The 16,088-nt window shown below is 61.5% G+C and carries 21 protein-coding genes; 11 read left to right on the plus strand and 10 right to left on the minus strand.

All coding sequences use genetic code 11. The features are described from left to right. The first annotated feature begins 52 nt into the window (after positions 1 to 52). Genes sctW through sctU form a run of 11 tightly spaced genes read left to right on the plus strand, consistent with a single transcriptional unit; the run spans position 53 to position 10,163 of the window. Positions 53 to 1,126 (plus strand): type III secretion system gatekeeper subunit SctW, encoded by a 1,074-nt coding sequence (gene sctW / locus DYL59_RS20430; protein ID WP_135290778.1) that lies wholly within the window; start codon positions 53 to 55, stop codon positions 1,124 to 1,126. Then, positions 1,123 to 3,216: a type III secretion system export apparatus subunit SctV gene (gene sctV / locus DYL59_RS20435; protein ID WP_135290779.1), complete on the plus strand. Its 2,094-nt coding sequence runs from the start codon at positions 1,123 to 1,125 to the stop codon at positions 3,214 to 3,216. Before sctW ends, sctV begins: the two co-directional genes overlap by 4 nt. 9 nt (positions 3,217 to 3,225) lie before the next feature. Then, positions 3,226 to 4,119: an FHA domain-containing protein gene (locus tag DYL59_RS20440; RefSeq protein ID WP_135290780.1), complete on the plus strand. Its 894-nt coding sequence runs from the start codon at positions 3,226 to 3,228 to the stop codon at positions 4,117 to 4,119. Then, on the plus strand, positions 4,116 to 5,474 hold the full coding sequence (locus tag DYL59_RS20445; RefSeq protein ID WP_135290781.1) for a FliI/YscN family ATPase: 1,359 nt from the start codon (positions 4,116 to 4,118) through the stop codon (positions 5,472 to 5,474). Before DYL59_RS20440 ends, DYL59_RS20445 begins: the two co-directional genes overlap by 4 nt. After that, positions 5,461 to 5,874 carry a type III secretion system stalk subunit SctO gene (sctO, locus tag DYL59_RS20450; RefSeq protein ID WP_135290782.1) on the plus strand — a complete coding sequence of 138 codons (414 nt, stop codon included), beginning with the start codon at positions 5,461 to 5,463 and terminating at the stop codon, positions 5,872 to 5,874. The genes DYL59_RS20445 and sctO overlap by 14 nt, the downstream gene beginning before the upstream one ends. Continuing rightward, a complete protein-coding gene (locus DYL59_RS20455; protein ID WP_135290783.1) occupies positions 5,871 to 6,320 on the plus strand; it encodes a type III secretion system HrpP C-terminal domain-containing protein in 450 nt (149 codons plus the stop codon). Before sctO ends, DYL59_RS20455 begins: the two co-directional genes overlap by 4 nt. Continuing rightward, entirely contained in the window at positions 6,317 to 7,348 is a 1,032-nt protein-coding gene (locus DYL59_RS20460; RefSeq protein ID WP_135290784.1) for a FliM/FliN family flagellar motor switch protein, read from the plus strand. Before DYL59_RS20455 ends, DYL59_RS20460 begins: the two co-directional genes overlap by 4 nt. After that, positions 7,345 to 7,998 (plus strand): type III secretion system export apparatus subunit SctR, encoded by a 654-nt coding sequence (gene sctR, locus DYL59_RS20465; RefSeq protein WP_135290785.1) that lies wholly within the window; start codon positions 7,345 to 7,347, stop codon positions 7,996 to 7,998. The genes DYL59_RS20460 and sctR overlap by 4 nt, the downstream gene beginning before the upstream one ends. A gap of 7 nt (positions 7,999 to 8,005) precedes the next feature. Beyond that, positions 8,006 to 8,269, plus strand: coding sequence for a type III secretion system export apparatus subunit SctS (gene sctS / locus DYL59_RS20470; protein ID WP_135290786.1), 264 nt, complete (start codon positions 8,006 to 8,008; stop codon positions 8,267 to 8,269). A gap of 11 nt (positions 8,270 to 8,280) precedes the next feature. After that, positions 8,281 to 9,069: a type III secretion system export apparatus subunit SctT gene (gene sctT / locus DYL59_RS20475; RefSeq protein ID WP_135290787.1), complete on the plus strand. Its 789-nt coding sequence runs from the start codon at positions 8,281 to 8,283 to the stop codon at positions 9,067 to 9,069. Next, positions 9,066 to 10,163 carry a type III secretion system export apparatus subunit SctU gene (gene sctU / locus DYL59_RS20480; RefSeq protein WP_135290788.1) on the plus strand — a complete coding sequence of 366 codons (1,098 nt, stop codon included), beginning with the start codon at positions 9,066 to 9,068 and terminating at the stop codon, positions 10,161 to 10,163. The genes sctT and sctU overlap by 4 nt, the downstream gene beginning before the upstream one ends. On the opposite strand, the gene DYL59_RS20485 is transcribed toward sctU, so the two are convergent. The 10 genes from DYL59_RS20485 to DYL59_RS31405 all read right to left on the minus strand — a co-directional run bounded on the left by DYL59_RS20485 (position 10,164) and on the right by DYL59_RS31405 (position 16,077). Then, entirely contained in the window at positions 10,164 to 10,481 is a 318-nt protein-coding gene (locus DYL59_RS20485; protein WP_135290789.1) for a transcriptional regulator, read from the minus strand. After that, a complete protein-coding gene (gene hrpT / locus DYL59_RS31760; protein ID WP_135290790.1) occupies positions 10,478 to 10,681 on the minus strand; it encodes an HrpT family type III secretion system protein in 204 nt (67 codons plus the stop codon). Before hrpT ends, DYL59_RS20485 begins: the two co-directional genes overlap by 4 nt. Next, positions 10,678 to 12,819, minus strand: coding sequence for a type III secretion system outer membrane ring subunit SctC (gene sctC / locus DYL59_RS20495; protein ID WP_135290791.1), 2,142 nt, complete (start codon positions 12,817 to 12,819; stop codon positions 10,678 to 10,680). The genes hrpT and sctC overlap by 4 nt, the downstream gene beginning before the upstream one ends. Positions 12,820 to 12,834: 15 nt before the next feature. Next, positions 12,835 to 13,254, minus strand: a complete 420-nt coding sequence (locus tag DYL59_RS20500) for a type III secretion protein (RefSeq protein WP_238340738.1) — start codon at positions 13,252 to 13,254, stop codon at positions 12,835 to 12,837. Continuing rightward, positions 13,232 to 13,468, minus strand: a complete 237-nt coding sequence (locus DYL59_RS20505) for a hypothetical protein (RefSeq protein ID WP_135290792.1) — start codon at positions 13,466 to 13,468, stop codon at positions 13,232 to 13,234. Before DYL59_RS20505 ends, DYL59_RS20500 begins: the two co-directional genes overlap by 23 nt. Positions 13,469 to 13,481: 13 nt before the next feature. Continuing rightward, the gene (gene sctL, locus DYL59_RS20510; RefSeq protein WP_337678424.1) at positions 13,482 to 14,156 is read right to left on the minus strand and encodes a type III secretion system stator protein SctL; all 675 of its coding nucleotides are present in this window, start codon (positions 14,154 to 14,156) and stop codon (positions 13,482 to 13,484) included. Beyond that, the gene (locus DYL59_RS31765) at positions 14,134 to 14,679 is read right to left on the minus strand and encodes a type III secretion protein (protein WP_135290794.1); all 546 of its coding nucleotides are present in this window, start codon (positions 14,677 to 14,679) and stop codon (positions 14,134 to 14,136) included. The genes sctL and DYL59_RS31765 overlap by 23 nt, the downstream gene beginning before the upstream one ends. After that, entirely contained in the window at positions 14,672 to 15,457 is a 786-nt protein-coding gene (sctJ, locus tag DYL59_RS20520; RefSeq protein WP_135290795.1) for a type III secretion system inner membrane ring lipoprotein SctJ, read from the minus strand. Before sctJ ends, DYL59_RS31765 begins: the two co-directional genes overlap by 8 nt. Positions 15,458 to 15,461: 4 nt before the next feature. After that, positions 15,462 to 15,815, minus strand: a complete 354-nt coding sequence (locus DYL59_RS20525; protein ID WP_135290796.1) for a hypothetical protein — start codon at positions 15,813 to 15,815, stop codon at positions 15,462 to 15,464. Between the two features lie 88 nt (positions 15,816 to 15,903). After that, entirely contained in the window at positions 15,904 to 16,077 is a 174-nt protein-coding gene (locus tag DYL59_RS31405) for a hypothetical protein (protein WP_167496698.1), read from the minus strand. Positions 16,078 to 16,088: the final 11 nt, after the last annotated feature.

A 16,088-nucleotide genomic window follows, 5' to 3' on the forward strand; every position in this document is an offset into this window, starting at 1 on the left:
CCGAATCAAGAGGGCTTGCCACACAAGCACACACTTCCTGTGCGGCACGCCCATGAAAATCGAATCCATTTGCGATGTGCAAACGCTCCCAAGCCTTGACCTGGTTGGCGCTGGCAGCGCGGCCCGTTCCTCCGTCTCGGCGCCAGCGCACAGTGCCGATCACCTGGCCAATCTGTTCAGCCAGGAAGTGGCGCTCAACAGCAAGGCCCTGAGCCAGCGCGCCATCGGCGCACGCGTAACGCCGGTCGAACAGCTGTCGCAGCTGTATGACCAGTTGGGGCACCCTGCCCAGGCGAGCCTTGCGGCAATCACGCGGCGTGTGCGCCTGCAACTGTTGCAACAGCCCAGCGTCGACAAGCTGCTGGACCTCACCGGCAATGATCCGGCCCGCACCTACGTTGTGCTGCGCCAGGTGACGGCCCAGGCCGAAGCCGAGGTGCGCAAGACCGAAGCGGCGCTGGCCCGGGATGCCCTGGCCCGGTTGGAGGCCCGGTACCAGCGCGAGATACAGGCCGGCCTCAACATCGCCCTGGCATTGCAAGCCGCCAGTGATGACCCTCAAGAGCGCCAGGCGATGCGTGCGCTGTACTACGCCAGCGTGGTGGTGCGTCAATCCCTGGCGACCATGATGCAGTCACTGCTGGGGGTGTATGGGGGCGAGCAGTTCGCGGCCGGGCTCAATGTGATGCGCCGGGCCTTGGCGGACGATATCGCCGCGCAGGCCTCATCGATTCCCAGCGCCAAGTTGCGCACGCTTCTGCTGGGGCTGCAAAGCTGCGGGCAACTGGGCAGTGTCTTGAGCGACTGCGGGCTGTTGATCCAGCGCCTGAAGATCGAGCACGACGCGGTGGTGTTGTTGCAGCGCTTGTTGGGGTATGCCGGTGGCGGTATCGCGTGTGCCGAGGTTCAGCGGTTGGCCGCAGACTTGACCGGTGCCGCGCCTGCGGGCCAGTTGACCACGCTGAACGGGTTGTACCCGATGCTCAAGAGCCTGCCGCTGGCGTTGTGGCGCGACAACCGTGGGCGCCAAGAGGGCTTGCATAACGTTCTGCTGGTGATGGACGAACTCACGCGCCAGGAAAAACTGGCCCCGCGCCTTGCTGATGCATCGAGGGCCAACGGGTGACGGCACTGGCGAGCGTCAACCGTATGCTGCTCAAGGTGGCGCAACGTGCCGAAGTGCTGGGCGCGGTGGTGGTCATGGCCATCGTGTTTATCTTCATTGTGCCGCTGCCCACCTGGCTGGTGGACATCCTGATCGCGCTCAACATCTGTATCTCCTGCCTGTTGATCGTGCTGGCGTTGTACCTGCCCGGGCCCTTGGCGTTCTCGTCGTTCCCATCGATTCTGCTGCTGACCACCATGTTCCGCCTGGCGTTGTCGATCGCTACCACGCGTTTGATCCTGTTGGAGCAGGACGCCGGTGACATCGTCGAGGCCTTTGGCAATTTTGTGGTGGGCGGCAACCTGGCAGTGGGCCTGGTGATCTTCATGATCCTCACCCTCGTCAACTTCCTGGTGATCACCAAGGGCTCGGAACGGGTGGCCGAAGTGGCCGCGCGGTTCAGCCTGGACGCAATGCCGGGCAAGCAAATGTCCATCGACAGCGACTTGCGCGCCGGCCTGATCGACGGTGCGCAGGCGCGGGACAAGCGCGAGCAGTTATCCCGTGAAAGCCAGTTGTTCGGCGCCATGGACGGCGCGATGAAGTTCGTCAAGGGCGACGCGATTGCGGGCCTGGTGATCGTGCTGATCAACCTGCTGGGAGGCTTCTCCACCGGCATGTTCCAGCACGGCATGAGTGCCGGCGACTCCATGGCGCTGTACTCGGTACTGACCATCGGTGACGGCCTGATCGCGCAGATCCCCGCGCTGCTGATCTCCCTGACCGCCGGCATGATCATCACCCGCGTCGCCCCGGACGGGCGCCGTGGCGTGACCCACATGGGCGCTGAAATTGCCCGGCAAATGACCAGTGAACCCAAGAGCTGGATGATCGCTTCGGTAGGCATGCTGGCGTTTGCCACGTTGCCGGGGATGCCGACGCTGGTGTTTATCCTCATTGCGCTGGTGACCGGCTTGCTGGGGTATTACCTGGCGCAGGAGCGTAAAAAACAGGACATGCCCGAGATGGCGGACACCCACGCCGTGGCGCCACACGACAATGGCGATGAAGACTTGCGCGCCTTCGATCCTTCACGGCCCTATGTGCTGCAGTTTCCCTCCCGGCTGCACGGCAGCCGCCTTGCAACGGAGTTGATGCAGCGCATTCGCCAGACCCGCAATGGCCTGGTGACCAACCTGGGCCTGACCCTGCCGGCGTTTGAAGTCGAGTTCCTGCCAACCCTTGAGGACGATGAGCTGTGCTTTTGCGTGCATGAAATCCCCGTGCTCAGAGCAACCATCGGCCCTTGGGTCGCGGTGGAGCACGCCGCCCTGGCGACGCCGGTGGAACAGGGCACAAGGGGTCAGGTCTGCCGAGAAGAAGAGGCATGGACGTGGTTGGCACCGGATCATCCGTTGTTCGATGACCCGCAGGTGGAGCGCTTTACGGCAGAGGCGTTGCTCCTGGAGCGCATGAGCCGGGCGCTGATGCTCAGCGGCCCGCAGTTTCTGGGCGTGCAGGAGAGTAAGTCGATACTCAGTTGGTTAGAAGCCAGCCAGCCTGAGTTGGTCCAGGAGGTGCAGCGCATCATGCCGTTGTCCCGTTTCTCCGCCGTGCTGCAACGCCTGGCGAGTGAGGGTGTACCGCTGCGCGCCGTGCGCCTGATTGTGGAGTCACTGGTGGAGTACGGCCAGCACGAACGCGAGCCGGAAGCCCTGGCCGATTATGCCCGTATCGCCCTCAAGGCCCATATCTTCCACCAATACAGCGAAGCCGACGGACTGCATGCCTGGCTGCTGTCGCCCCAAACCGAGAACATCCTGCGCGAAGCCCTGCGCCAGACTCAGACCGGGGTGTTCTTCGCCCTCGATAACGACAGCAGCGCGGTGCTGATCAGCTTGCTCAAACAGGCTTTCGCGTTGCGGGTTAAAAGCAAGCGTGTGCTGCTTGTGGCGCAAGACCTGCGCAGCCCTCTGCGCACGTTGTTGCTCGAAGAATTCAACCATGTGCCGGTGCTGTCTTTTGCCGAGTTGAGCAGTGCCTCCAAGGTGAAAGTGCTGGGGCGCTTTGACCTGGACGGTGACGGTCAATTGCATGAGGCGGTGGCATGAGGGGGCACGATGTTTGAGTTGCGCGTGCTCAACGGTTCGCAACAGGGCGCTGCCTTGCCGTTGTTCGGAGAGCAGTGGTGCATCGGGGCCAGTCCGGAAGCCGACCTGGTGCTTCACGATCCGGCCATTGCGCAGCGCCATGTGTGGGTGCGCCGGGTGGCGGACCGCTGGAGTGTGCAAGCCGAGGCGGGGCTGGTACTGGACGCTTCGGGAACGTTGGTCGCGCAGATCGCCGACCTGGCGGCGGACCTGCCGTTTTCCATCAGCGGCATTCGACTGTGTGTGTCCCTTGCGGATCGACCGTGGCCCGCAGAGCCTGAGCCAGCGGTATTGGAAACGTCCCGCGATACACCGCAGGACCTGCCGTTGAGCACGATGCCCAAGTCGACCCAAACGCGCTGGCTGGGAGGGCTGCTGGTGGTCGCCGTGCTGGTCACGGTGGTGGGAATGATGAACGCCTCAGACAGTCAGCCCCAAGCCTCACTGATGCCGGCGGCGTCATCACGCATTGAGCTGGCCACGGTGCCCGAGGTGCGCCAGCAGTTGCTCAAAATGCTCAGCGAGCGCGATCTGGCGCAGCGCGTCACGTTGCAGGTGGTCAATGGCCAGGTTGCCCTCAGTGGCGATGTATCCCAGGAACAAATGGCATTGCTGTCACGCATGCTCGTGCGCTTTGCCGAGCAGTTCGACAGCCCGGTACCGGTCTTGAGCCGCGTACGCGAGGGCAGCAGCCAGCCGCCGTTCAAGATTGTGCAGATCGTCGGTGGACCGAACGGCCACGTCGTCCTGGAGGACGGGCAGCGTCTGTTCCTGGGGGATGAAGTGGATGGCTTGCGGCTGGTGTCCATCGACAACGGGCGATTGGTCTTCGACGGCCATCAGCGCTACGAGGTGCGCTGGTGACCCAGGACCTGCAGGCTCGTCTTGATGCCTGGCAACTGCGCCAGGCCACTCATCTGGCCGCGTTTGCACCGGTGGCGGTGCGAGGCCGCATCCAGCGTGTCAACGGCATGTTGTTGCAATGCCGATTGCCCCAGGCGCGCATCGGCGATTTGTGCAAAGTGGACAAGGCGGGCGGTGACAGCATGCTGGCCGAAATCATCGGCTTCGACCAGCAAGATGCGGTGCTCAGCGCCTTGGGTAACCTGGAAGGCGTGCAGGTGGGCGCCAGCGTTGAGCGCCTCGGCGTACCCCATCGCGTGCGGGTGGGCGATGACCTGCTGGGGCAGGTGCTCGATGGGTTTGGGCGACCCATTTCGGGGGAGGGCGCGGGTGCATTTGTCGATGGCGACACCGAGGCGGCGACCAACGTGCTGTGTGAGGCGCCGCTGCCCACCGAGCGCCCCCGGATCAGCCAGGCGCTGGCCACCGGCGTGCGTTCGATCGATGGGTTGCTGACCCTGGGCGAAGGCCAGCGGGTTGGCCTCTTTGCCGGTGCCGGTTGCGGCAAGACCACCTTGCTGGCGGAGATCGCCCGTAACGTGACGTGCGACGTGATTGTGTTTGGCTTGATAGGCGAGCGCGGTCGCGAACTGCGTGAATTTCTCGATCATGAACTGGACGAGCAACTGCGCGCCAAGGCGGTGTTGGTATGTGCCACTTCGGATCGCTCCAGCATGGAGCGCGCGCGTGCCGCGTTTACCGCCACGGCCCTGGCCGAAGGGTTTCGCCGCAAGGGCCTGCGGGTACTGCTGCTGGTTGACTCCCTGACCCGCTTTGCGCGAGCCCAGCGAGAAATCGGTCTGGCGGCGGGCGAGCCGTTGGGCCGAGGGGGGCTGCCGCCGTCGGTCTACAGCCTGCTACCGCGACTGGTGGAGCGCGCCGGCTTGACTCAGGAGGGCGTGATCACGGCGATCTACACCGTGCTGATCGAACAGGACTCCATGAGCGACCCGGTGGCCGATGAAGTGCGCTCATTGCTGGACGGCCACATCGTGCTGTCGCGCAAGCTTGCCGAGCGCGGGCATTACCCGGCGGTGGATGTGCTGGCCAGCCTCTCGCGGATCCTCGGCAATGTGGCCGAGCTCGCGCACATACAGGCCGGCACTGCGCTGCGGCGGCTGTTATCGGCGTATCAGCAAATAGAACTGATGCTCAAGCTGGGGGAATACCAGGCCGGTAACGATGCCCTCACCGACCAGGCGGTGGAAACCCGGCAGGCGGTTGATGACTTTTTGCGCCAGGACCTGCGCGAGCCTTCGCCACTGGCCTCGACCCTTGAACAACTGACGGAGCTGACGGCGTATGTCCCTTTCTGAACTGGAGACCCTAAGGCGCCTGCGCAGGCACCGGGCCGACCGTGCCGAGCGCACGTTGCGTGAGGCAAAACGACAACAGCAAACCTTGCTCGCGCACATTCAACACGCCGAGGCAACGTTGGAGCAGACGCGGCAACAGCAAGCCCTGCAAAGCGCACAGTTGCTGGACGCGCATCAGGGCCAGGTCGTTTCGTTGCAGGCGCTCAAGTCCTGGGCCGCCAAGGAGCACACCTTGTCCGCCGATACGCGCCGCGAGGAGGGCCGTTTGCAGGCTCTGCACGGGCAAAAGGCGGCACAGGTGAGCGAAGTGCAAGTCGCCCAACAGCAGGTCAGCCAATGCCTGCGCCAAGTGGAAAAACTCCAGGAGCTTTCGACGCTGCTGGCACAGGAGGCGTCATGACTCAGGTCGCGTCCAGCAAAACGGAGCGCCCGCCGCGTGATGAGCGCGAGTCGGGACCAGGCGTTGTGTTGCCGTGGGAGCAGCAGGGGCGCCTCTTTTCCCAACTGTTTGCCGGCGAGGGCAAAAGGGAAGGCTCCAGCCGTTCCCTGGGGGCGGCAAAAGCCACTGCCGACCTGGCACTGGTCGAGGCCTTTGCCGAGCAACTGGTGCCACGCCTCACCACCGCAACCCAATGGCCCTTGCAGGCGGCTTTTTTTCTACCGCGCCTGGGCCGGGTCGATGTCAGCGTGCGGCGCGAGCAAGGGGCCTGGCACCTGGAGATGGCCGCAGAGGAGGAGCGCACGCGTGCATGGCTGGGAGGCCTGCGACAGCACTGCCAGGACCGCTTGAGCGCCGATCTTGGAGGGCCTGTGCATCTGTCCCTGGCAGATGCGGTTCGCTCATGAGGATTTCTGCGCTGACATTGCCTGTGGTCGACAGCATGACGGCAGCCGCCCTACGTCGGCTTGGGCGTGGTTTGCGCATGCCCTTTCAGGTGGCGGGCCAGCACGGCGAGTTGATCATGGAACCGGGCATTGCGCCGTCCGGGCGGGCCTCCTTTGGTTTTGAAACCGCCTGTGGCGTGTTGGTATTCGGTGAGCCGGGCCCCGTGCTCAGCTTGCTTGGGGATTGCCCGGTGACGTTGGCCGCACAGGGCAACGACCCGGATGCCTGGTTCTGGGCGTTCTTCCAGCATCAGCTCAGCCCTCAAGTGCAGTCGCTGCTCGGCTTCATACGCTTGCAAGCAGGTGTGCGGCCCGCCGCGTTCCGCTGTCGGCTGACAGTGAGGCTGGGAGCGTCGCGGGTGGTCGATTGCCTGGCGCTGGCCCCGGATACGTTCCTGGCCTTGTGCGCGGCTGGCCCCTGGCAACCGCTGGCGCAACCGCTACCGACGTCGTTGCCGCTCTCGGTATCACTGCTACTTGGGCATTCGCAGTTGCCGATCAGCCAGGTCAGCTGCATACGCTGCGGTGACGTGCTGATGGTGCAACACCCGATGTTTTACCCCAGCGGCGAAGGGCATGTGCGGCTGGGCCGCCATCGCCTGCAGGGGCGCCTGGACGATGACCAGGGCGCCTTGCGGTTCACTCTTATTTCTATCGAGGACATGTGTGTGGATGAGGTGTTGACAGACCAGGGCCAGGGCTACGATTTGACCGACGCATCGTCTGCCGGGGATCGGGCACCGGTGGATGTATTCGGGCATGAGCCGTTTGATGAGTTGGCGATGAACTTGAACGTGCGCTGTGGTGCGTTGCAGTTGTCCCTGGGGGAATTACGCCAATTGGCGCCCGGTGCGATTGTGGGGGTTACAGGGTATGCGCCGGGGATGGCCGGGCTGTATTACGGTGACCGCCCCATCGGCCACGGCAAATTGGTGGACGTGGATGGCCGCTTGGGTCTGCAGTTGTCCCGCGTGATTTTTTCTCGATGAATTTGCAGGGCATCGATCCCGTTCTGCTGGCGCTGTTTCTCGGCGCGCTGTCACTGATGCCGATGCTGCTGATCGTGTGCACGGCGTTCCTGAAGATCGTCATTGTGCTGATGATCACACGCAACGCCCTCGGCGTGCAGCAGGTGCCGCCGAGCATGGCCATCAATGGCATCGCCCTGGCAGCCACGCTGTTCATCATGGCGCCGGTAGGCCATGAAATCGCACAGGCGGTCAAGGCCACGCCGGTGGATATGAGCAGTGTGCAAGCATTTCAGGACACGAGTGGCCACGCGATCCAGCCATTACGCGCCTTCATGGCACGCAATACCGACCCCGACATTCTTACCCACTTGGTGGAAAGCAGCGTGCGCCTGTGGCCACCGGAAATGGCCCAGGCGACGCATCGTGACGACCTGGTCCTGCTGATTCCCGCCTACGTGCTGTCGCAGTTGCAGTCGGGGTTCGAGATCGGGTTCCTGATCTACATCCCGTTTATCGTCATCGACCTGATTGTCTCCAACCTGCTGCTGGCACTGGGCATGCAGATGGTCTCGCCCATGACCATTTCGCTGCCCCTCAAACTGCTGCTGTTCGTGCTGGTTTCCGGGTGGTCTCGGCTGCTCGACAGCCTGTTCCTGTCTTACCTTTGAGGCGCTTATGGACCCGACCATGCTGTTCAAACAGGGCATGTTGCTGGTGGTCGTGCTTTCGGCGCCACCGCTGATTGTGGCCGTCATCGTGGGGGTGCTCACCTCCCTGGTGCAGGCGTTGATGCAGATCCAGGACCAGACCTTGCCCTTTGGTATCAAGCTGGTCGCAGTGGGCATCACGCTGGTGATGACGGGCCGCTGGATTGGCGTGGAATTGATCCAGTTGATCAACCTGACCTTCGACATGATCGCGCGCTCGGCATTGAACTGAGGTAAATACGCTTGCAGGCCTATCTTGAATATCTGCCCAGCCTCGTGATCGGCATGGCGCGTATCTATCCCTGCGCGATTCTGGTGCCGGCGTTTTGCTTTCAGCATATTCGCGGCATGCCCCGCCACGTCATCGTGATGGTCATGGCATTGCTGCCGACGCCGGGTATCCACGCGGCTTTGCAAGACCAGGATCATTCAGCCGCGATGATTGCCGGGCTGGTGTTGAAAGAGACTGCCCTGGGCATTCTGCTCGGCGTGTTGTTGGCTATGCCGTTCTGGTTGTTCGAGTCGGTAGGGGCTTTGCTGGACAACCAGCGCGGCGCGTTGACGGGGGGGCAGATCAACCCTTCCCTCGGGCCGGACGCCACGCCCATTGGCCATATGTTCAAACAGTTGGCGATTTTCTTGTTGATGGTCACCTTGGGGTTGGGCGTGCTGACCCAGGTGATCTGGGACAGCTACCTGATCTGGCCCGCCACGAGCTGGTTGCCACTCCCCGCAGTGGGCGGTTTCACGGTGTTCCTGGGGGTGATGGGCGATACCTTTACCCACATGATGCTGTACGCGGCGCCCTTTATCGCGGTGTTGCTGTTGCTGGAGTTCGGCGTGGCGCTGCTGAGCCTCTACAGCCCGCAGTTGCAGGTATCGTCGCTGGCGATGCCGGTAAAATGCCTGGCCGGGTTGGCGTTCCTGCTGTTGTATCTACCGTTGCTGCAAGACCTGATCGTTGGCCGCATGAGCCTGTTGGGCGACCTCAAGCATGCCCTTGGCGTGATGTTTCGGGTGGCACAACCTTGAGCGATTCCGGCGAGAAAAAACACCCGGCCTCGGCCAAAAAACTTCGAGATCAGCGCAAGAAGGGCCAGGTCGCCCAGAGCCAGGACGTCGGCAAGTTGCTGGTGCTCACCGCCCTTAGCGAAATCGCGTTGTTCACTGCCGAGCCCAGCATGCAGCGTTTTCAACAATTGCTGGTGCTGCCCATGAACCGCATGGGCCAACCCTTTGTACGGGCACTGGAAGAAGTGCTGGTGGAGGGCTTGCTGGTTTTTATCGGTTTTGCCTTGTTGATGGCTGGGGTGGCGATTGCCGTCAAACTGATCAGCAGTTGGATGCAGTTCGGGCTGCTGTTCGCACCGCACACCTTGAAGCCTGATTTCAATCGGCTCAATCCGCTCAATCAAGCCAAGCAGATGTTTTCTGGCCAGTCCTTGATGACCCTGCTGATGGGCTTGGCCAAAGCGGTGCTGCTGAGCCTGATTCTATACGTGGTGATTGGTCCGGAATTGGGGGTGCTGATCAGTCTGGCCAACAGCGATCTACAGAGCTATGTCCGGGCCTTGATCGCGTTGTTTCGCCACCTGCTGCATGTGTGCCTCGGGCTGCTGCTGGTATTGGCGCTGATCGACCTGGCCCTGCAGAAGTATTTTTTTGCCAAGCGCATGCGCATGACCCAGGTGGAGGTGGTCAAGGAGTACAAGGACATGGAGGGCGACCCTCACGTCAAGGGCCAGCGCCGCCAGCTGGCCTACGAACTGGCGAATGAGGAACCTAAGGTCAAGCTGCCCAAGCTTGAGGAGTCCGACATGCTGGTGGTCAACCCAACGCACTTTGCCGTTGCCCTGTACTACCGACCCGGCGAGACACCCTTGCCGCGGTTAGTGGAAAAAGGCACCGATGCCCAGGCCCGTCGATTGATCGACCGAGCCAAGGCGGCGGATATACCGGTGATCCAATGCGTGTGGTTGGCGCGTACGCTGTACAAGCAGGCACTGGGCAAGAGCATTCCTCGCGATACGCTTCAAGCGGTTGCCTTCATCTACCGCACCTTGCGTGAGCTGGACGCGCAGGCCAAGCGCGAAACCCTGGAGTTGCCCGAACTGGATCAACGTTGATCAGCCGTGGTCCAGCCCCGCCAGCGACAGTAAGCGGTCGAGGACGCCTTCCGGCGCCGTGCCCGCAGGGTCGATGTTGTGCCAAAGCACCAGGGCGTCATCGGCAGTGGAAAATACAAAACACCCGTCGTACGCCAGGGCTTGTTCAAAGCGCCGTTCCAGCGCCCGTTGCACTTGCCTGGCTTGCAATGCCTCGCGGTTGATCTGCAGCGCCAGGCCTCGTTGCGCTCCGGCGTTCAGCATGCGCAACACGATGCCTTTTGACAGGGGCAGGTGAGTGGTCGCGCCACTCACCAGGTCATGCAGGCCAGGGGTCATCGTTCCAGAGAAATCGTCTGGTGATCCGAACGTTCGCCGGAAGGGCCGGGCTGGGTACGCATGTGTTCGGGCCACCAGATCACCATCGTATCGGCGCTCGATTGCGGACGGGAGCAGGAGTCGCCGCGGCAGGTAGAGGTACAGCTGGCCACGACCGGCAGCAGGCTTATCAGCGTGAGGCAACGCAGTAGGCGGATCATTCTGGTTTCTTTCCGGTAGGTACGATCAAGGAGGGGCGCGAGACGCCGATGTGTTCGTCTTTGACCACTGGCCGCATGGCGATGAACACTTCCGCTTCTTCACCCGGCTTGAGCCAGGCCCGTGGCCAGGCCGTTACTGCCAGTGTTTGTGAGTTGCTGCACTCTTTTTCATCGATGCGCACATGCCGGTCGTGTTGGTTGCGTAGCACCACCACCGCGACGTTGAACTGCGGGCCGCTGTACCACTGGCTGCGCTCGGGGTTGAGCGCGAGCAGGTCACGGGTCGAGCACAGGGTGTTCAGGCCCAGCGGCATAGGCGCCGCCATGAAGGCCTTGGGCACTTGCCCGCTGACCAGGGTGGCCAGTGCGTGGATCAGGTCATTGCGCTTGATCTCGGGGGCGTGAGGGGCCATGCGTCGGGCCAGGGGCTTGAGGGCGGCCTGCAGTTCTGCCTGGTCGGCTTGTGGCAAGTAGCGCGACGGGTCAGCCTGATCACCGATGACGCGCGGGGTGATGATAAACAGGCGCTCACGCCGGTTGTTCTTTCGTTCGGTGGATGAAAACAAGGCCTTGCCCAGCAGGGGAATATCACCCAGAAGTGGGATCTTGTTGAGCTGGTCGGTGTTGTCCGTGACATGAAAACCACCCACCACCAGCGAGCGTTTTTCCGCCATTACCGCCTGGGTACTGACCGAGCCCTTGCGCACATCGAGTTGGGTACGGTTGGGGTTGGATTCATCGAAATTGCCATCCTCGATGTTGACCGACAAATGAATCTGGTGGCTGCCACGGGAGGTGATCACGCGAGGCTCCACCCGGAAACTGGTGCCAACGGTGACCGGCAGGATGGTTGCGATTTCGCTGCCCCCGGTGAGGTATTGCGTGCGGTTGAAGTCGATCACCGCCGGTTGGTTTTCCAGGGTCAGTACCGAGGGGTTGGACACCAGGGTCGCCAGGCCGCGCTGTTCCAGGGCCCTTACCGCAGCGAAGAAACCGTCCCGATTGTTGATCGACAGTTGCGATGAGGTGCCCGGTGCAATGTTGTTGACGCCACCTTGGAAGTTGCCGTTGCGAAAGCCCCAATTCACGCCCAGTTCCCGCAGTTGGGTCCGTTCGATATCCAGAATGATGGCGTCGATTTCCACCAGCTTGCGCGCCACGTCGAGCTGGGTGATCAGGTCGCGGTACATGCCTTGGCGTTCCGGCAAGTCATAGATCATCACCGCGTTGTTGCGCACATCGGCCTCAACCCGAATACGACCAGGCGCTACCGCTGCCCGGGGGGTGACGGCCACTGCGTTGTTGAGCGGCGCCTGGCTGGTCGGCTGGGCTAGCATCTGGCCCAGCAGCGGGTTGCCAAGCCTGGGGAAACCCTGGGCCAAGGGCACCGCCGCCGCAGCGCCCGATGACGGCGCCTGGGTGACCTGCGACGTGGCCGAGCGAGGTTCGAGCAGCCCGCGCAGCATGCTGGCGACGCCGGGGATGATCATCTTTTCACCCCGATAATCGATCTGACGGTCCGCGGCGTTTGCGAATTTCAACGAGTAGGTCAGCACGCTGTGCTTCTCGTCGGTTGAGCGACGCTGGCTGCTGAACTGCTTGATCTGCTCGATATAGCGCCTGGGGCCGGACACCAGCACCACGCCGTCCTCGGGCAGCTCCCCCCAGCCGAAGCGGCTGTCGAGCAACCCGATATCGGTGAGCGCCTGCTTGAGGTCGCTCACGGTTTCGCTCGACACTTCCAGGCGTGCGGAGTCCTGTTGGTCCAGGGCGCTGATGTAGAGCGTATTGTTGTACAGGTACCATTGGAAGCGATGTTCCACCCCCAGGCGGTCGAGCATCGACTGCGGGGTATTTGCGCGAATCTTGCCATTGACGTTGCCATCCAGCAGGCCTTCGATCTGCAATTGGATGCCGAAGGTCTGGGCGAAATCGTCGAGCACTTCGCGCAGCGGTTTGTGCTCGGCCTCGTAGGCGTAGGCCGTGTTTTTCCATTCGGCGGGGATGGCCGCCAGGCTGTTGTGCACCGGCAACAGCAACAACGGCAGGGCGAACAGGCTGCGCCAGCCGACGGGTTTTGTAACCGCAGCGAGCAAGCGTGAGTGCAAGCCAGCGTGCTTGGGGGTCTTGTTGTACATGGCAGGTTCTCGGTTTCAGTGCAGCGGCTTACGTAGCGCCAAGGCCTGGCGCGTGTGCGCAGGTTTTGCCAGGCGAGCAACGATGCAACGCCAGGTGTCGCGTTGGTTGAGAAGTGCTTCGAGTGCGCTCATCAGATGGTTCAGGCTGCAGTCTCGTGCCAGCCCTTGCACCAGCCAGAGTTGGCCGGTGACCGGAGAAAGAGCCAGCGCCCCCTTGAAATGGGCCAGGCTGGCTTGCCCAAGACGTTGCCAGGCCTGCATCGGGTAGATGTCGAGGCCTGGATGCGTCAATTGAACACGCAGCACTACCTGAAGCTCATGGCACTGCAAGCTCAGCTCGTCGTCCTGTTCAAACAGCTGGACGTGCGGTTGGCGGCCGTCCAGGCAGTCGGCAAGGGGTTGGAGCCAACGGCTAGGCGCTGTTAGTGATGGCAAACTTCATCGTCTCTTGCAGGTAGGTCTGATAGGACGAACTCAGCGCCATGTCGGAAACAAGGCTGGATTTTATCTCGATCATTTGTTGAAAAAGCATCGCTCTTTCTTCGCTGTCTTCAGCGTCTTGAGCGCCGGCACTGATTTCACCGAAGCGCTTTTCGGCCTGTGCCATCTGCTTGTAGAGCCTTGGCAGTATGCGGTCATCACCAATCACGGGATTTTCTCCATTAGGTTGCTACCTCATGTGTGGCCGCTGATGTGTAACGGGTTCCATCGGCCGACTCATGGTGGCTGGACGACTTGGGTATCAGTTGGTCAAGTGCGTCGACCCAATTGATATGAAACCCGCCGTCGTCTGTTTCGAGCATCAACGATTGGGCGGCCATTTCACTTTCGACTCGGAGTGTCCAAGGCACCTCGCCCAGGCGAGCAAGCCATTGCTCGACAGCGTCCCGGTCCAGTGGGTGGCACAGCAGAGTCGCCTGGATGGGGGGCAGTTGCGCAGCCAGCAATTGGTCGAGCAATGCCGTGACGCGTTGAGCGGGCGGCGTTTCATCGAGCAAGCCCCGGATAACCGTGTTGATCACCGACGTGGCAACCTGTTCCAGGTTTTTGTGCATCGCCTGGCGTTCGGCCTCCCAGCGTTGTAGCTGGGCATTGGCACGCTGCCAGAATTGCTCGCCCGCGCTGTCGAGCACGCTCTGGCACTGGTCTTGAGCTTGTCGCAAAAGCGTTTGTGCCTGGGCCTTGGTGTGTTCGAGCAACTGACAGGCCTGGGTGTAGTCCTTCAGCATTTCCCGAGGAACCAGTGTCGTTGGTGGGTTGGTGGTAACGGTGTGAAGCTCGATTCTGTGGGCACAGATCATAAGGGGGCTCTCACTAAGGCCGGCGTGGGATTTCATCGAAAGTGGTTGAGGTTGCACGCCAGAGCGCGGCTTGCCAAAGCGTGGTCAGACGATCATGGGTGGTGGCCAGCCTGGGGAGTTTTTCCAGCTCCAGCACCCGTTGGCATGCAAAGCTCAAGCGCAGCCGCTGCCAGAGTGCTGGTGAGACCCAGGCGCGCAGGCAATGCAGCGGATCGTCGAAGTTCACTGGAATAGGGTCGGGCGCCAGTGCCTTGGTCAGGCGTTGGCACCAGAGGCGCTGTTCCTCGTTCAATCGGTTGTCGTGGCTGCAATTGCACACCTCTTTAACCAGCATAAGCACGAGGTCCCGCTGTAGGGTGTCGAGCAGCACCAGTTGCAACACGACGGCACAAGGGGGAGGGGGAAGCTCAGGTACTATCCCGAAGAGTCGGCTTACCTGTTGATGATGGCTGCGTGAAAGTTCGGCCGTGTCATCAAAACCAATCTGCCTGCTCCAGTCGCGATGAGCGTGCTTCCAAGGGAAAGCCCACCAGCGTACCCAAGTGACATCGTTACTCATGAATGTGTGCGATGGCGGGCTGCGGTGGGGAAGTGTTTGCAACCCTGCGACGCCAGAATAACCAACCAGAGCCGCCCGCTACGAGTGCGATCAGGGGGGCAATAAGGCTGGTGCGCCAGAAACCGAGGTCTTGCTCCGGTACCAGGAAAGGCCCTAGATAGCTTAGTTGTTGCTGCTCTTGATAAGCCGTTGCCGGCACGAAGACAACGGTCAGCTTTTGTGTGTTTTCTATTGCTGAAGCCATGCCGGGAATGCTACTGGCCACCATCCTGCGCACACGAGGTTGAATATTATCGGGGTCCAGGCGCGGATCATGCTTGATGAACACGGAGGCGGACGCTGGCTGTACGGGTTCGCCGGGTGCCACGCGCTCGGGTAACACCACATGCACGCGCGCGACGATCACGCCATCGATTTTAGACAGCGTGGCTTCCAGTTCCTGGGACAGTGCATAGATGTAACGAGCCCGCTCTTCCAGTGGCGTGGAAATTACCCCCTCCTTGCGAAAGATATCGCCCAATGTCGAACGGGCGACCTTGGGCAGGCCGACGGCCTCCAGTGTGCGCACAGCCCGGCTGATGTCATCGGCGCGGACCCGAACGACCACGCCATCTTTTGCCGGGATTTTCTGCGCGCGGATCTGCTTGTCGGCAAGCTCAGCGATGACTTCGTTGGCTTCCTGCTCCGAAAGCTGGCGATGGAGTTCCACGCTTTCACCACAGGCCGTCAGCATTAACATGGATGAACACATGAGTACGATGAAGAGATTGCGATGCATGCGGCTATCCCATGGTGGCGACTTTATCGACGCTCTTGACCAATAGGCCCAGCATCTTGACGCGTGCCACCACATCAAGATTTGCAGTGGCCATCAACTCGGGCAATGCGTGGGCTTCCTTGGTTTTTTTGTTGAGCATCGTGTCGCGTGTGCCTCTTTTTATGCGTTTGGAAGCCGCCGTCGACTCAGGAGCGTGCGCGGCAAACAGGCCGGACGCAACGCCGTTGCCGGTTTGTCCGGTAGTGCTCAGTTGCGCGTTGAAAAAACTGATGTCCGAAGTCTCGTCCAGGGCAGCAGGCGTATGAGACTGGGTCGTAGAGGTGTCGTTTTCCGAAAGCTCTGTGCTGTTAATGTACATATGAACCTCCCTAGAACATCTATCGGTCGTTGCCCCCGATGATCGTGACGACCTCCTCAACCGGATCTGCCAAGGAGGTCGATGGTGCTTAGGCGAATCGCAGCGATTTCACACGGCCCGCTTTTGCTGTGGTGAGTTCCTGTTCGGCCGTTTTTGCCGCTTCGTCCACAATTTTCTTTTCTTTCTCTGCGTTGATTTGGTCAAGTTTTGCCTGGTTGCCGGCACTGTTCACGCCAGAGCCAACAGGAGCGATAGAGGACATAGGGTCACCTT

Source organism: Pseudomonas kairouanensis, assembly GCF_004682055.1.
In the GTDB taxonomy this organism is placed as follows: Bacteria; Pseudomonadota; Gammaproteobacteria; order Pseudomonadales; family Pseudomonadaceae; genus Aquipseudomonas; species Aquipseudomonas kairouanensis.

What these genes read in the sequence shown, in the direction of transcription:
- sctW (WP_135290778.1), top strand. Translation starts at nt 53, where the DNA reads ATGAAAATCGAATCCATTTGCGATGTGCAAACGCTCCCAAGCCTTGAC.
- DYL59_RS20440 (WP_135290780.1), top strand. Translation starts at nt 3,226, where the DNA reads ATGTTTGAGTTGCGCGTGCTCAACGGTTCGCAACAGGGCGCTGCCTTG.
- sctO (WP_135290782.1), top strand. Translation starts at nt 5,461, where the DNA reads ATGTCCCTTTCTGAACTGGAGACCCTAAGGCGCCTGCGCAGGCACCGG.
- DYL59_RS20455 (WP_135290783.1), top strand. Translation starts at nt 5,871, where the DNA reads ATGACTCAGGTCGCGTCCAGCAAAACGGAGCGCCCGCCGCGTGATGAG.
- DYL59_RS20460 (WP_135290784.1), top strand. Translation starts at nt 6,317, where the DNA reads ATGAGGATTTCTGCGCTGACATTGCCTGTGGTCGACAGCATGACGGCA.
- sctR (WP_135290785.1), top strand. Translation starts at nt 7,345, where the DNA reads ATGAATTTGCAGGGCATCGATCCCGTTCTGCTGGCGCTGTTTCTCGGC.
- sctS (WP_135290786.1), top strand. Translation starts at nt 8,006, where the DNA reads ATGGACCCGACCATGCTGTTCAAACAGGGCATGTTGCTGGTGGTCGTG.
- DYL59_RS20485 (WP_135290789.1), bottom strand. Translation starts at nt 10,481, where the DNA reads ATGACCCCTGGCCTGCATGACCTGGTGAGTGGCGCGACCACTCACCTG.
- hrpT (WP_135290790.1), bottom strand. Translation starts at nt 10,681, where the DNA reads ATGATCCGCCTACTGCGTTGCCTCACGCTGATAAGCCTGCTGCCGGTC.
- sctC (WP_135290791.1), bottom strand. Translation starts at nt 12,819, where the DNA reads ATGTACAACAAGACCCCCAAGCACGCTGGCTTGCACTCACGCTTGCTC.
- sctL (WP_337678424.1), bottom strand. Translation starts at nt 14,156, where the DNA reads ATGAAATCCCACGCCGGCCTTAGTGAGAGCCCCCTTATGATCTGTGCC.
- DYL59_RS31765 (WP_135290794.1), bottom strand. Translation starts at nt 14,679, where the DNA reads ATGAGTAACGATGTCACTTGGGTACGCTGGTGGGCTTTCCCTTGGAAG.
- sctJ (WP_135290795.1), bottom strand. Translation starts at nt 15,457, where the DNA reads ATGCATCGCAATCTCTTCATCGTACTCATGTGTTCATCCATGTTAATG.
- DYL59_RS20525 (WP_135290796.1), bottom strand. Translation starts at nt 15,815, where the DNA reads ATGTACATTAACAGCACAGAGCTTTCGGAAAACGACACCTCTACGACC.
- DYL59_RS31405 (WP_167496698.1), bottom strand. Translation starts at nt 16,077, where the DNA reads ATGTCCTCTATCGCTCCTGTTGGCTCTGGCGTGAACAGTGCCGGCAAC.